Source organism: Mycolicibacterium agri (assembly GCF_002553505.1).
GTDB lineage: Bacteria > Actinomycetota > Actinomycetes > Mycobacteriales > Mycobacteriaceae > Mycobacterium > Mycobacterium agri.
In genome coordinates this window covers 25047-39074 of record NZ_PDCP01000025.1, presented here as the reverse complement: position 1 = coordinate 39074, position 14028 = coordinate 25047, and the positions used below count along the sequence as shown (strand labels likewise).

At 68.0% G+C, this 14028-nt stretch carries 12 protein-coding genes; 4 read left to right on the top strand and 8 right to left on the bottom strand.

Annotation, left to right across the window (positions count from 1 at the left end; translation table 11 throughout):
- Positions 1-11 precede the first annotated feature (11 nt).
- Complete coding sequence (locus CQY20_RS15460) at positions 12-1547, bottom strand: dolichyl-phosphate-mannose--protein mannosyltransferase (RefSeq protein ID WP_097940964.1); 1536 nt, start codon at positions 1545-1547, stop codon at positions 12-14.
- A gap of 23 nt (positions 1548-1570) precedes the next feature.
- Here CQY20_RS15460 and rsmI point away from each other — a divergent pair, with 23 nt between their 5' ends.
- Positions 1571-2407 (top strand): 16S rRNA (cytidine(1402)-2'-O)-methyltransferase, encoded by an 837-nt coding sequence (gene rsmI, locus CQY20_RS15455; protein WP_097940963.1) that lies wholly within the window; start codon positions 1571-1573, stop codon positions 2405-2407.
- Here rsmI and CQY20_RS15450 read toward each other — a convergent pair.
- The 7 genes from CQY20_RS15450 to metG all read right to left on the bottom strand — a co-directional run bounded on the left by CQY20_RS15450 (position 2377) and on the right by metG (position 11014).
- Positions 2377-3642, bottom strand: a complete 1266-nt coding sequence (locus CQY20_RS15450; protein ID WP_097940962.1) for an aminodeoxychorismate synthase component I — start codon at positions 3640-3642, stop codon at positions 2377-2379. The two genes, rsmI and CQY20_RS15450, sit on opposite strands and share 31 nt — an antisense overlap.
- A gap of 12 nt (positions 3643-3654) precedes the next feature.
- On the bottom strand, positions 3655-4560 hold the full coding sequence (locus tag CQY20_RS15445) for an RNA polymerase sigma-70 factor (RefSeq protein ID WP_097940961.1): 906 nt from the start codon (positions 4558-4560) through the stop codon (positions 3655-3657).
- On the bottom strand, positions 4557-5729 hold the full coding sequence (locus tag CQY20_RS15440; RefSeq protein ID WP_097940960.1) for an NAD(P)/FAD-dependent oxidoreductase: 1173 nt from the start codon (positions 5727-5729) through the stop codon (positions 4557-4559). The genes CQY20_RS15445 and CQY20_RS15440 overlap by 4 nt, the downstream gene beginning before the upstream one ends.
- A gap of 101 nt (positions 5730-5830) precedes the next feature.
- The gene (locus CQY20_RS15435; protein WP_097940959.1) at positions 5831-6733 is read right to left on the bottom strand and encodes an RNA polymerase sigma-70 factor; all 903 of its coding nucleotides are present in this window, start codon (positions 6731-6733) and stop codon (positions 5831-5833) included.
- Positions 6730-7908 carry an NAD(P)/FAD-dependent oxidoreductase gene (locus CQY20_RS15430; protein ID WP_097940958.1) on the bottom strand — a complete coding sequence of 393 codons (1179 nt, stop codon included), beginning with the start codon at positions 7906-7908 and terminating at the stop codon, positions 6730-6732. Before CQY20_RS15430 ends, CQY20_RS15435 begins: the two co-directional genes overlap by 4 nt.
- A 166-nt stretch (positions 7909-8074) precedes the next feature.
- Positions 8075-9418, bottom strand: coding sequence for an NADP-specific glutamate dehydrogenase (gene gdhA, locus CQY20_RS15425; protein WP_097940957.1), 1344 nt, complete (start codon positions 9416-9418; stop codon positions 8075-8077).
- A gap of 9 nt (positions 9419-9427) precedes the next feature.
- Positions 9428-11014, bottom strand: coding sequence for a methionine--tRNA ligase (gene metG, locus CQY20_RS15420; RefSeq protein ID WP_097940956.1), 1587 nt, complete (start codon positions 11012-11014; stop codon positions 9428-9430).
- Between the two features lie 18 nt (positions 11015-11032).
- Here metG and CQY20_RS15415 point away from each other — a divergent pair, with 18 nt between their 5' ends.
- The 3 genes from CQY20_RS15415 (at position 11033) to rsmA (ending at position 14027) form a co-directional block, all read left to right on the top strand.
- Positions 11033-11878 carry a TatD family hydrolase gene (locus CQY20_RS15415; protein ID WP_371871145.1) on the top strand — a complete coding sequence of 282 codons (846 nt, stop codon included), beginning with the start codon at positions 11033-11035 and terminating at the stop codon, positions 11876-11878.
- A 125-nt stretch (positions 11879-12003) separates the two neighbouring features.
- The gene (locus CQY20_RS15410; protein WP_097940955.1) at positions 12004-13131 is read left to right on the top strand and encodes a resuscitation-promoting factor; all 1128 of its coding nucleotides are present in this window, start codon (positions 12004-12006) and stop codon (positions 13129-13131) included.
- Positions 13128-14027, top strand: a complete 900-nt coding sequence (gene rsmA / locus CQY20_RS15405) for a 16S rRNA (adenine(1518)-N(6)/adenine(1519)-N(6))-dimethyltransferase RsmA (protein WP_097940954.1) — start codon at positions 13128-13130, stop codon at positions 14025-14027. The genes CQY20_RS15410 and rsmA overlap by 4 nt, the downstream gene beginning before the upstream one ends.
- The last annotated feature ends 1 nt before the right edge of the window (position 14028 follow it).

Genomic DNA, 14028 nt, shown 5'->3' with positions numbered 1-14028 from the left:
GGCGAGAAAACTCAGCGCCAGCTCGGCAGCCAGATCTGCAGGTTCCACGTCGACTGTGAAATCGGCAGACCCGTCAGGATCGGATACAGCCACGCGAAGTTCGTGATGACCAGGGCCACATAGCAACTGACGGCTATGAGGCCCAGGGTTCTTCGCTCGGCGTTCTGATTCGGTTGATGCAGTATGTCGCCGAGGATCAGCGCGATGGCCATCGCCAGGAACGGCGCCATCGTCGCCGCGTAGAAGAAGTACATCTGCCGGTCGATGTCGGCGAACCACGGCAGAAAGCCCGCACTGTAGCCGACCAGCACGGCGGCGTATCGCCAGTCCTGCCTGATGAACGCCCGCCACAGCGCATAACCGAGCACGGGCACCGCGATGAACCACATCGCGGGCGTGCCGACCAGCATCACGGCCTTCACGCACGACTGCGCGCCGCAGCCGGGAACGTTCTCCTGGTCGATCGCATAGAGCACCGGCCGCAGCGACATCGGCCACGTCCACGGTTTGGACTCCCACGGGTGGTGGTTGCCGTCGGCGTTGGTCAGCCCGGCGTGAAACCTGTAGGCGGCGTAGGTGTAGTGCCACAGCGACCGGATGGCGTCGGGCAGGAATCCGCCAGGTCCGATCGACTGGCCGACCTCGTGGCGGTTCACCGCCGTCTCCGAGGCGAACCACGGCGCATACGACGCCAGATACACGCCGAACGGGATCAGCCCCAACGCGTAGACGGCAGGCCCGAGGTCGCGGCGCAGCGTGCCCAGCCACGGCCGCGGCACCCGGTACTGCCTGCGCGCGGCGATGTCGAACGCCAGCGTCATCAACCCGTAGAACACCACGAAGTACAGCCCGGACCACTTTGTGGCGCAAGCCAACCCGAGCAGCACCCCGGCGCCGAAGCGCCACCATCGCACGCCGAGGCGTGGGCCCCACGGCGTTTCGGCGATGCGGCCCTCCATCAGCGCCACGTGCATTCGCTCGCGCACCTGGTCGCGGTCGACGATCAACGCGCCGAACGCCGCCACCACGAAGAACGCCAGGAAGCCGTCGAGCAACGCAGTCCGCGACGACACGAAGTTGACCCCGTCGGCGATCAGCAGCAGGCCCGCGATCCCGCCGACCAGCGTCGAGCGGCTGATCCGTCGCACGATGCGCGCCACCAACGCGATGCCGATGACGCCCAGCACCGCGCCGCTGAACCGCCAGCCCAGCCCGTTGTAGCCGAAGATCGCCTCGCCGATCGCGATCAGTTGCTTGCCCACGGGCGGGTGCACCACAAGGCCGTAGCCGGGGTTGTCCTCGACGCCGTGGTTGTGCAGCATCTGCCAGGCCTGCGGCGCGTAGTGCTTCTCGTCGAAGATCGGCGTGCCCGCATCGGTGGGCGAACCGAGGTTGAGGAAGCGTGTCACCGCGGCCAGCGCAGTGATCACCGCCGTCATCGTCCAGCCGTTGAGGCGGTCGACCGGCCCGAAGTCGGCGACCGGCAGCAGCGGCCCTGGGCTGATGACGGGGACCGCGCGCGGCGCTTCTGTGGCAGGGGCGGTCACGGATGCGATCGTAGGCTGTCGGCGTGACCTCAGGCCGACTGCTCATCGCCGCCACGCCGCTGGGTCAGCCCTCCGACGCCAGCGCGCGCCTGGTCAGCGCCCTGAGCAGCGCCGACGTCGTCGCCGCCGAGGACACCCGGCGGGTCCGTGCGCTGGCGCAGGCGCTCGAGGTGAAGATCACGGGACGCGTGGTCAGCCTGTTCGACCAGAACGAGGCGACGCGGGTCCCGGCGCTGGTCGCTGACATTCGCGGCGGTGCGACCGTGCTGGTGGTCAGCGACGCGGGCATGCCGGTGATCAACGACCCCGGCTACCGCCTGGTGGTGGCCTGTGCGGCGGCCGGGCTGCCGGTGAGCTGCCTGCCCGGCCCGTCGGCGGTGACGACAGCCCTGGCGGTCTCGGGGCTGCCCGCCGACCGGTTCTGCTTCGAGGGGTTCCCGCCGCGCAAGCATTCGGCCCGCAAGACGTGGCTGGCCGGCCTGGCCGCCGAGCCGCGGACCGCGGTGTTCTTCGAGTCGCCGCGGCGGCTGGCCGCCTTCCTGCAGGACGCCGTCGAGGTGCTTGGCCCGCAGCGGCGGGCGGTGGTGTGCCGCGAGCTGACCAAGACCCACGAGGAGATCGTCCGCGGCACCCTCGGCGAGCTTGCCGCATGGGCCGCCGACGGTGTGCTCGGCGAGATCACCGTGGTGCTCGCCGGCGCCGAGCCGCACGCGGACATGGAGTCGTTGGTCGCCGAGGTGAACGCGCTTGTCGACGACGGCGCCCGCGTCAAGGACGCGTGCGCGCAGGTCGTCGCCGCCAACCCGGGCTCGCCGTCGCGGCGTGAGCTCTACGACGCGGTGCTGAGGTCGCGCGACTGAGCGGTGGGTTTCGCGCCGACGATGGGCGCCGCCTTGTGCAGGCACTCCTCCCATTCGCGGTCGACGTCGGAGTCCGCAGTGATGCCGCCGCCGACGCCGAGCACGGCGGAGCCGTCGGCGCCGAACTCAACCGTCCGGATCGCCACGTTGAGCTCGCACCCCGCGACAGGTGAAGCCAAACCGATTGTGCCGCAATACACTCCGCGCCTGCGGGGCTCCCAGCCGGTGAGCAGTTCGCGTGCGCGCGTCTTGGGTGTGCCCGTGACGGACGCCGGCGGGAACGCCGCGTCGAGCAGCGCGGCCATCGACACGTCGACCGGCACCTGCGCCGTCACCGTCGACACCAGATGCCATACACCCGGCGCGGGCCGCACCGCCAGCAGTTCCGGCACCGTCACCGTGCCGATGTCCGCGACGCGGCTCAGGTCGTTGCGGACCAGGTCGACGATCATGATGTTCTCGGCGACGTCCTTCACCGACGCCCGCAGCGCGGCCGGGTCGGCGGTGCGCGGCAGGGTGCCCTTGATCGGGCTCGACGTCACCGCGGTGCCCGCCCGTCGCAGGAACAATTCCGGTGACAGCGATGCCACCGCACCCCATTCGCCTGCCAGAAACGCGGCCCGCGCCGGTGCGGTGCGTGCCGCCGCGTCGACGAAGAAATCGATTGGCGCGCCGTCGATCCGGCCCGCGAACTGCGTGCATACACACGCCTGATAGATCTCGCCCGCGGCGATCGCCTCCAAGCACTTCAGCACCCCTCGCCGGTGCGTGGCCCTGTCGGCGTCGTCCCAGGGCAGTCGAAACACGTTCGGCGGCACGGGGTTGTGCAACGCTTCGAGCGTCCATCGAGAAAGCTCTGCGCCGGACAGGCTTTCATACCACCACTGGCCGTCAACGTCCTGGCGCAGCACGCAGTCGCTCCACCCGCCTGCCGCTTCGGGAACTCGCGCCGCTTGACCGTCGGCGCCGGAATCGGGGTAGGACAGGTACCCGAACCAGCCGCCGCCCACCGCGCCGGATTTCGCGTCGGATTTCGCGTCGCCTACGGGCACGTCGAAGACCTCGGCGACGCCGGTGGCGGTCACGGTCACCGACGGCGCGATGATCGCTGCGGCGCCGAACCATTCACCGATGAGCGCCGCGGGTGGGGCGTGCCCGGTGCGGGCCGCGGCGTAGGCGAGTGCCCGCAGCACCGCGGGAGCGCTGCCGAGGTCGCCGAGCCGGTCGATCCGCACCGGCTCAGCTTGTCAGACGGAGCGGGTGATCTGTCGCGGGACGTCGACGCCGATCAGTTTGTCCGGGTTGCGCATCACGTAGAAGTGGGTGATCCGCCCGTCGACGACCTCGAGGGTGATGAGGCCCTCGAAGCTGTCGCCGAGGTAAAGCTTGAGCGCGGGAGCGTTGTTGTACATCGCGGGTTCGACGTGGCCCGCCTGGCCCGCCACCCGGACCAGGCCAACGAGAAGCTTGGCGACGCGCTCGGCGCCTTCGATGGGCTTGCGTGCCGCGGTGACCTTGCCGTCGCTGTCGGCGGTCCACACGACGTCGGCCGACAGCATCTCCAGCAGCCCGTCGACGTCGCCGGTGGCGGCGGCGTCGAAGAACCGTTCGGTGATCTCGCTCGACACCTTCGGGTCCACGGGCTCGAACCGCTTGCGACGCGCCTGTACGTGCTCACGGGCGCGGTGGGCCAGCTGACGCACCGCGGCCGGGGTCTTGTCCAGCGTCTGCGCGATCTCGTCGTGGCTGAAGCCGAACACCTCGCGCAGCACAAACACCGCGCGTTCGTCGGGGCTCAGCGTCTCCAGCACGACGAGCATCGCCATCGACACCGACTCTGCGAGCACCACGTCGGCCGACGCGTCGATAGCGTCGACCAACAGCGGCTCTGGCAGCCACGGGCCGACATACTCCTCGCGCCTGCGGGACGCGGCCCGCAGCGCGTTGAGCGACTGCCGGGTGACGAGCTGGGCGAGATAGGCCTTGGTGTCGACGACCGTATCCAAGTCGACACCCGCCCACCGCAGGTAGCTTTCCTGCAGCACATCATCGGCTTCCGTTGCGCTGCCTAGGATTTCGTAGGCAATGGTGAACAGCAGGGGGCGCAACAGCGTGAACCGTTCGGCGTGCTCGTCACCCGGCGTTGCGTTCATCGGACCTGTGCGACCTCCGCGGCTTGGGCCAGCAGCCGCTGGCGGCCGGGCCACTTCTTCCATGAATAGGAGCCGGGTTTCTCGGCCTCGTCGCGCATCCACTTCAGCGTCCAACGGCACACCTGCTCCTTGACCACGGCCCCGAGGCGGCCGCCGACGTAGAGCTTTCGCGGCGAGTCGTCGATGTTGTTGACCTGGAAGGTGCCCGCGCGCCTGCCGAGGCTGATGCACTGGGCGGCCATCCCGTGGTTCACGTTGGCGGGACGTTCGCCTGCGATTCGGCTGATGACGGTGTTGGCGGCCTGTGCGCCGAGCGGCAAGGCGGCCTGGCAGCTCATCCGGTACGGCAAGTTCGACGGCGACACCGCGTCGCCGGCAGCTACGATCGCGGGATGGTCGACGCTGGTGAGGGTTTCGTCGGTGAGCAGCCGACCGAGCTCGTCGGTGGTCAGGCCGCTTGCTGCCGCCAGCCCGGGTACACCGAAGCCCGCAGTCCAGACCGTGACAGCGCTCGGCACGCGGCGCCCGTCGGCGAGCAGCACGTGGTCGTCGGCGACCCGCTCGACCGTCGGGCCCTCGATGACACACACCCGCAGCCGCGCCAGCTGCTTGGCCACCGACCGGCGACCGCCCGCGCTGAGCGTCGGTGCGAGCACATCGGTGACCAGCGTGACCGAACGCCCCGCTTCGGCGAATTCGGTTGCGGCTTCGATGCCGGTGAGCCCGCCGCCGACCACCACGATCGGCGCAGACCGCGGCACGTCGGCCAGTCGGCTGCGCAGCTTTTGTGCCTGCTCGTATTCGCTTAGCGGGTAGGCGAATTCGGCCGCGCCCGGCACGCCCGCCGGAACGGAACCGGTGCTGCCGACCGCATAGACGAGATAGTCGTAGGCCAGCGTGTCGCCGGACGCCAGTGCCACGGTGTGGGCGTCCGCGTCGATGCGGGAGGCGTTGTCGACGACGAGTCGGACGCCGTCACCGAGCACGCTTGGGTAGTCGGCAATGGCGTCGTCGTTGCCTGCGACCAGTTGGTGCAGCCGGATCCGTTCGACGAATTGGGGGCGGGAATTGACCAGCGTGACGTCGGCGTGCGGGTTGAGCCGATTGGCGGACATCACGCCGGCGTATCCGCCGCCGAGCACCACGACTCTTTTCTTCTGTTCGGTCATGTCGATCTCCTCGGGTCATCCGGCTCTTCGTTGAGCCGGTCTGACCTCGAGACACCGCGCATATCCGGAGTGTGACAGGTTCGCCGCCGATGTGGTGGACGTCACGCTCGGGTGATCGTCCGCGGAATCGTGACGCCGACCAGCTTGTCCGGGTTCCGCATCGCGTAAAGGTTGGTGATGACGTCGTCGATGACCTCGAACACGAAGACACCCTCGAGGTTGTCCTCGTTGTACACGACCACGGCGGGCGCGCCGTTGTAGATCGCCGTCTCGAACCGGATGTCCATGCGTTCGGCGGCACGGAACAGCGCCCTCATCACCGCGGCCACCTTGCGGGCGCCAACGATGGGCCGTGGCAGTGCGGCGGCCTTGCCGCCGTGATCGGCGACCCAGGTGGCTCCCGGCGCCAGCAGCGACATCAGTTGATCCATGTCGCCGGTGGCGGCGGCCGACATGAACTGCTCGGCGATCTGTGTGCTCCGCTTGGTGTCGACGGGCCCGAACCGCTTGCGGCGCGCCTGCACATGTTCGCGGGCGCGGTGCGCCATCTGCCGCACCGCCGCCGCGGATTTGCCGACGGCTCCGGCGATTTCGTCGTAGTCGAAGCCGAACACCTCGCGCAGCACGAACACGGCGCGCTCGTCGGGCGTGAGCGACTCCAGCAGCACCAACATCGCCATCGAAACCGACTCGGCGAGAACGACGTCGGCGGATGCGTCGTTCTCGTCGAGCAGTAGCGGCTCTGGTAGCCACGGCCCGACGTAGTCCTCGCGGCGGCGGGCGCGTGAACGCAGCGCGTTGAGCGCTTCGCGCGTCACCAGTTGCGCCAGATACGACTTCGTGTCGCGCACCGTCGCGAGGTCCACCTCGGCCCACCGCAGATAGCTGTCCTGCAGCACGTCGTCGGATTCCGTTGCCGATCCCAGGATTTCGTAGGCGATCGTGAACAGCAGCGGCCGCAGCAGCGTGAAACGCTCGGCGTGCTCGTCCGCGGTGGTGGTCACGCTTGCGCGACCACCTTGTCGAGGGCAGGCTGCTCGGGGCGCGGGCCGCCCTTGAGCCAGAACGCCGCTTCCGGCTTGCGGGCCGAGCGCCGCAACGCCCACAGCGTGCCCTTGCACACCGCCTCCTTGACCGCGGCGATCGGCCGTCCCGCGAAGTAGACCTTCGTCGCGGAGTCGTCCTTGCGGGACACCTGCAGGGTGGCGCTGCGCCGGCCCAGGCTGATGCATGCCCCGGCGTAGGCGTACTCGAACTCGGCGGGCGCGGTGCCCGCGATGCGGCTCAGCACGGTGTCGGCCGCCTGCGGCGCATATTGCGACGCGGTCGCGCAGCACATCCGCAGCGGTTCGTTCGACGGAGCAGCACAGTCACCGGCGGCGACGATACGCGCGTCGTCGATGCTCGTCAGCGTCTCGTCGGTGATGAGGCGGCCGATCTCGTCGGTGTGCAGGCCGCTGGCCGCCGCCAGCCCGGGCACGCCGAATCCGGCGGTCCAGACCGTGAGCGCGCTCGGGCGCACGGCGCCGTCGGCGAAGACCACCGCGTCGGCGCGCACCTCGGCGACAACGTCGTCCTCCATGACGACCACACCGAGTTTGCGCATCGTCTTGGCGACCGATCGCCGCGCGGGCTCCGACAGATACGGGCCCAACTGCCCGCCGCAGACCAGTGTGACCTTGCGTCCCTGCTCGGCGAGTTCGGTGGCCGCCTCGATGCCGGTCAAGCCCGCGCCGACGACCGTGATCGGGGCGTCGGGGTCCAGGTCGTCGATGGCGGCGCGCAGTCGCTGGGCCTGCTCGTACTCCGCGATCGGATAGGCGAATTCGGTTGCGCCGGGGATGGTTTCCGGCACCGTGCCGGTGCTGCCCACCGCGTAGATGACGTAGTCGTAGGGCAGCGCGGGAAGGGTTTTGAGCTCGACGGTCTGGTTGGCGGTGTCGATGCGGGTCGCGGTGTCGACGACCAGGTCGATGCCCTCACCGAGAAGGCTGTCGTAGTCCGCGGTCGCCACGTGCGTGCCCGCGACGAGCTGGTGCAGCCGGATCCGTTCGACGAACTGCGGCCGCGGGTTCACCAGGGTGATGTGCACGTCGTCGCGCATCCGCAGACGGTTGGCTGCCAGGGTGCCTGCATAGCCGCCGCCGATGACGACGACGCGTGTGCGGTTGTCGGTCATGATGTCTCCTCTCGTCGGGGTGATGCCCTCAAGACACCGCCCGGCTGCGAGACGTGACAGAACGTGACGTGCGTCACTCCCCTCGCCCCGGCGAGCAGACGCTAATGCCCGCAAAAGCCCAGGTGAAGGCGTGCACAAGCGTCTGCTCGCGGGAGGAAGGTCGGGCTCAGACCACGCCGAGGGCCAGCATCGCGTCGGCCACGCGGATGAAGCCGGCGATGTTCGCGCCTGCGACGTAGTTGCCGGGCTGGCCGTACTCGTCGGCCGTGCTGAGGCAGCGGTTGTGGATGCGGTGCATGATCTGCTCCAGCCGCTGCTCGGTTTCGGCGAAAGTCCACGAATCACGCGACGCGTTCTGCTGCATCTCCAGCGCACTGGTGGCGACGCCGCCGGCGTTGGCCGCCTTGCCCGGCGCAAACGTCACGCCCGCATCGGCGAACTGCTTGATCGCGGTGGGGGAGCACGGCATGTTCGCGCCTTCGGCGACGATGCGGCAGCCGTTGGTGATCAGCGACCTCGCCTCGTCGCCGTTGATCTCGTTCTGCGTGGCGCACGGCAGCGCGATGTCGCACGGCACCTCCCACACATTGCGGTCCGCAACGAAAGAGGCCGCGCCACCGCGCATCTCTGCGTAGTCGGCGATGCGGCCACGCCGCACCTCCTTGACCTCCTTGAGGAGGTCGACGTCGATGCCCTTCTCGTCGACGACATACCCGTTCGAGTCCGAGCACGCGATCACCGCGCCGCCGAGCTCCTGCACCTTCTCGACCGCATAGATCGCCACATTGCCCGAGCCCGACACCACGGCGCGCTTGCCCTCGAAAGAGTCGTTGTGCGACTTGAGGATCTCGTTGACGAAGTAGACGGTGCCGTATCCGGTGGCCTCGGTGCGCACCAGCGACCCGCCCCAGGTCGTGCCCTTGCCGGTCAGCACACCGGATTCGTAGCGGTTGGTGATCCGCTTGTATTGCCCGAACAGGTAACCGATTTCGCGCATGCCCACGCCGATGTCACCCGCGGGCACGTCGGTGTACTCGCCCAGGTGGCGGTAGAGCTCGGTCATGAACGACTGGCAGAAGCGCATCACTTCGTCATCGGACCGGCCCTTGGGGTCGAAATCGGCGCCGCCCTTGGCCCCGCCGATCGGCATGCCGGTCAACGAGTTCTTGAAGATCTGTTCGAAACCAAGGAATTTGACGATGCCGAGGTACACCGACGGGTGAAACCGCAGGCCACCCTTGAACGGGCCAAGCGCGGAGTTGAACTCGACGCGGAAGCCGCGGTTGATCTGCACCGTGCCGTTGTCGTCGACCCACGGCACCCGGAAGATGATCTGGCGCTCCGGTTCACACAGCCGCCGGATCACCTCGGAGTCGACGTATTCGGGATGCTTGTCGACCACCGGACCGAGACTGGTCAGCACTTCGTAGACGGACTGGTGAAATTCCGTCTCGCCTGCGTTGCGTCGTGCGACCTCTTCGTAGAGTCCGCCCAGCTTCTCGTGCAGCACTTCCTTGAATCACTCAGCCTGGTATCGGGGGAACACACCGGTCGGGGTGGGCAGCGAGGTGCCCGGTTTCAGTCGGGCGCCGACGGCAGCGAAGGTGCGGTCGTCGGGACCCTGGCCGAGCAGGTCGAGCAGCTTGGCCGTCGACTCCGGCATCACCGGCTGCGCGAGCAGCGCGGCGACGCGCACCACCTCCATCGTCGTGTAGAGCACGGTGCGGAACCGGTCCTGGTCGGCGGCCGCCTCCGACTTGCGCAGCACCCACGGCTGCTGCGCGGAGAAGTACCGGTTGGCCTCACCGAGCACCCGCCAGATGGCCTCCAGCGCCAGATGCATTGCGGGCACGTCGAAATGCGTGCGCACCGTCTCGAGCAGACCCTCGCCGGCCATGTCCAGCAGCGCGCGGTCGTCGTCGGTGAACTCGCCGGGTTCGGGAACGACGCCGTCGAGGTTCTTGGCCACCATCGACAGCGACCGCTGCGCCAGGTTGCCCAGTTCGTTCGCCAGGTCGGCGTTGATGCGCGTGATGATCGCGTCCTCGCTGTAGCTGCCGTCCTGGCCGAACGGCACTTCGCGCAGGAAGAAATAGCGCACCTGGTCCAGGCCGAACGTGTCGACGAGGTTCACGGGGTCGACGACGTTGCCCACCGACTTGCTCATCTTCTCGCCGCGGTTGAGCACGAAGCCGTGCACAAAAACCCTGCGCGGCAACTCGATTCCCGCCGACATCAGGAACGCCGGCCAGTACACGGTGTGGAACCGGATGATGTCCTTGCCGATCATGTGCAGATCAGCGGGCCAGAACCGCCGGAACAACTCCGAGTTGGTGTCGGGGAAACCGACACCGGTCAGGTAGTTGGTCAGCGCGTCCACCCACACGTACATGACGTGATCGGGATGGTCGGGCACCGGCACACCCCAGTCGAACGTGGTGCGCGAGATCGACAGGTCGCGCAGCCCGCCCGAGACGAAGCTGATCACCTCGTTGCGTCGGACGTCGGGGCCGATGAACTCGGGGTGGGCCTCGTAGTGGGCCAGCAGTTTGTCGGTGTAGGCCGACAGCCGGAAGAAGTAGGTCTGCTCCTCGGTCCACGTGACGGGCGCACCCGTCTCGGTGGCCACGCGGGTGCCGTCGGCGGCGACGGTGGTTTCCGCCTCGGTGAAGAAGCGTTCGTCGCGGATCGAGTACCAGCCCTTGTACGCGTCGAGGTAGATGTCGCCGTTGTCGTTCATCCGGCGCCAGATCTCCTTGGACGCCTCGTAGTGGTCGGCGTCGGAGGTGCGGATGAACCGGGAGTAGGAGATGTTGAGCTTGTCCTGCAGCCGCTGGAACACATCGGAGTTGCGCCGCGCCAGTTCGGCGGTCGGGATGCCCTCAGCCGCGGCGGTCTCGGCCATCTTCAGGCCGTGCACGTCGGTTCCGGTCAGGTACCGCACGTCGTAGCCGTCCAGCCGCTTGAACCGCGCGATCGCGTCGGTGGCGATGTATTCGTAGGCATGGCCGATGTGCGGATCGCCGTTGGGGTAGGCGATCGCTGTGGTGATGTAGAACGGCGCCCCTGGGGTGCGCGTCCTCGCGCCGGGGATGGTTGTGCTCATTTGTTCTCACCTTATGGTGTGGCGGTGAGCTCTCGTCCGGCACCGCCACCCCCAGAGCCGTTGAGCCCATTGGTCGACGCGCACACCCATCTCGATGCGTGCGGAGCTGTCGGCGCCGACGACGTGCGCGCGATCGTGGACCGCGCCGCGGCGGTGGGCGTGCAGGCCGTCGTCACCATCGCTGACGACCTGAACTCGGTGCACTGGGTGACCGAGGCCGCCGACTGGGATCCGCGCGTCTACGCGGCCGTCGCGCTGCATCCGACACGCGCCAACGCGCTCAATGACGAGGCCAAGGCGGTCATCGAGCGACTGGCCGGGCTGCCGCGCGTCGTGGCCGTCGGCGAAACCGGGCTGGACAACTACTGGCCGGGCCGGCTGGAGGGCTGCGCCGAGCCCGCCGACCAGCGTGAGGCCTTCGCCTGGCACATCGACCTGGCCAAGCGGACCGGCAAGCCGCTGATGATCCACAACCGCGACGCCGACGCCGATGTGCTCGACGTGCTGCGGGCCGAGGGGGCGCCGCCGACGGTCATCTTCCACTGCTTCTCGTCGGACGCGCAGATGGCGCGCACCTGCGTCGACGCGGGATGGGTGCTCAGCCTCTCGGGGACCGTCAGCTTCCGCAACGCCCGCGCGCTGCACGAGGCCGCCCGGCTCATTCCGCCCGATCAGATGCTCGTCGAGACCGATGCGCCGTTCCTGACGCCGCACCCGTACCGCGGCGCGCCGAACGAGTCGTACTGCCTGCCGTACACCGTGCGGGCGCTGGCCGATATAGTCGACCGGCCCGCCGTCGAATTGGCCCGCCAGACGACGGCGACCGCGAGCCGCGTGTACGGCTTGCCGACGAACCAGCCGTAATCAGGCGTCAGAGTTGCCGTTCCTTGGCCGGTTCGTTACCGTCTTGTGATCGATGACGGCTGGCACAGAACTGGCAATGGACTGCTGACGCGAGACCGTGGCCCGACTCGGGGATTAGTACTGATTTGAACGCACTGAACAAACTGCACGAGTCGCGATCGCCCTACCTTCGTGTGCTCGTGTTCCTGATGTTGCTCGCGCTGACGTTCGCCGGCGCCGTTGCCGTCGCGGCCCACAAGACCGTCACGCTCACCGTCGACGGCGCCGAAATGTCGGTCTCGACGATGAAGTCGCGCGTCATCGACGTCGTCAAGGAGAACGGCTACGAGGTCGACGAGCGCGACGATCTGTACCCGGCAGGCGATCAGCAGGTGCATCAGTCCGACACGATCGTGCTGCGCCGCAGCCGCCCGCTGCAGATCTCGCTGGACGGCCAGGGCAGCCGCGAAGTATGGACCACCGCGTCGACCGTCGACGGGGCGCTGTCCCAGTTGGCGATGACCGACAAGGCGCCCGCCGCGGCGTCGCGCGGCAGCCGCGTGCCGCTGGCGGGCATGTCGCTGCCGGTCGTGAGCCCAAAGACCGTGCACATCAACGAAGGCGGCACCGTGCGCACCGTGCATCTGGCCGCCCCGAACGTCGGGGCCCTGCTGGCTGCCGCAGGCGCACCGCTCGAGCAGAGCGACACGGTGTCGCCGCCGGCCAGCGCGCCGGTCGTCGAGGGGATGCAGATCGACGTCACCCGGATCCGGATCGAAAAGGTCACCGAGCGCGTGCCGCTCCCGCCGCAGAACAAGCGCATCGAAGACCCGACGATGAACATGAGCCGGCAGGTCGTGGAGAATCCCGGGACCCCCGGCGTTCAGGACGTTACGTTTGCCATTTCTAAGGTTAACGGTAAAGAAACTGGAAGACTGCCAGTAGCCAATGTGATAGTTGCACCCGCAATCGACGGGGTCCTCCGGGTTGGTGCAAAGCCCGGTACAGAGGTGCCACCGGTGATCAACGGAGCGCAATGGGACGCTCTCGCCCAATGTGAGGCCGGTGGCAATTGGTCGATCAATACCGGCAACGGTTTCTTCGGCGGCGTGCAATTTGATCAAAATACTTGGGAAAGAAATGGCGGTTTGAGGTATGCTGCGAGGGCAGATTTGGCAACTCGTGAAGAACAGATCGCGATTGCTGAGGTCACTCGGGCCCGTCAAGGTTGGGGCGCGTGGCCCGTATGTAGCGGGAGAGTGGGGGCGTCCTGACAATCAGACTGCTAAGCCGGACCGAAATTCGTCACCTCGCCAAAGAGCTCGACTTTCGGCCGCGTAAAGCCTTCGGACAGAATTTCGTGCACGACGCAAACACGGTGCGTCGTGTGGTTTCGGCGTCTGGGATCAACCGGCAGGACCATGTCCTCGAGGTCGGACCCGGTCTCGGCTCGCTGACGCTGGCGCTGCTGGATCGCGGCGCCCGGGTCACCGCCGTCGAGATCGACCCGGTGCTGGCCGGACAGCTGCCGCAGACCGTCGCCGAGCATTCGCACAGCGAGATCAACCGGCTGAGCGTGCTGCACCAGGATGTTCTCGAACTGCAGCCCAGCGACCTGCCGGAGCAGCCGACCGCGCTGGTGGCGAACCTGCCCTACAACGTCGCCGTCCCTGCGCTGCTGCATCTGCTCGCCGAACTGCCGTCGATCCGCACCGTCATGGTGATGGTTCAGGCTGAGGTGGCCGAGCGGCTGGCGGCCGAGCCCGGCGGCAAGGACTACGGCGTGCCGAGCGCCAAGATCCGGTTCTACGGCAAGGTGCGCAGGCACGGCATGGTGTCGCCGACGGTGTTCTGGCCCATTCCGCGGGTGTACTCCGGGCTGGTCCGCCTCGACCGGTACGAGACCTCGCCGTGGCCGACTGATCCGGCGTTCCGCGAACAGGTCTTCCACCTGATCGATATCGCGTTCGCCCAGCGGCGCAAGACGTCTCGTAACGCGTTCGCCGAATGGGCGGGCAGCGGCAACGAGTCGGCGCGTCGGCTGCTGGCGGCCAGCATCGATCCGGCCCGCCGCGGCGAGACGCTCTCGATCGCCGACTTCGTCCGGCTGCTGGAGCGTTCCGGTGTGTGGGATCCGCAGACCCGCCAGGTGATTCAGCCGGTCGAATAGG

Bases quoted from the DNA above. Each gene is read 5' to 3' on its own strand.
- CQY20_RS15445 (WP_097940961.1), bottom strand. From the start codon at position 4,560: ATGAACGCAACGCCGGGTGACGAGCACGCCGAACGGTTCACGCTGTTG.
- CQY20_RS15440 (WP_097940960.1), bottom strand. From the start codon at position 5,729: ATGACCGAACAGAAGAAAAGAGTCGTGGTGCTCGGCGGCGGATACGCC.
- CQY20_RS15430 (WP_097940958.1), bottom strand. From the start codon at position 7,908: ATGACCGACAACCGCACACGCGTCGTCGTCATCGGCGGCGGCTATGCA.
- metG (WP_097940956.1), bottom strand. From the start codon at position 11,014: ATGAGCACAACCATCCCCGGCGCGAGGACGCGCACCCCAGGGGCGCCG.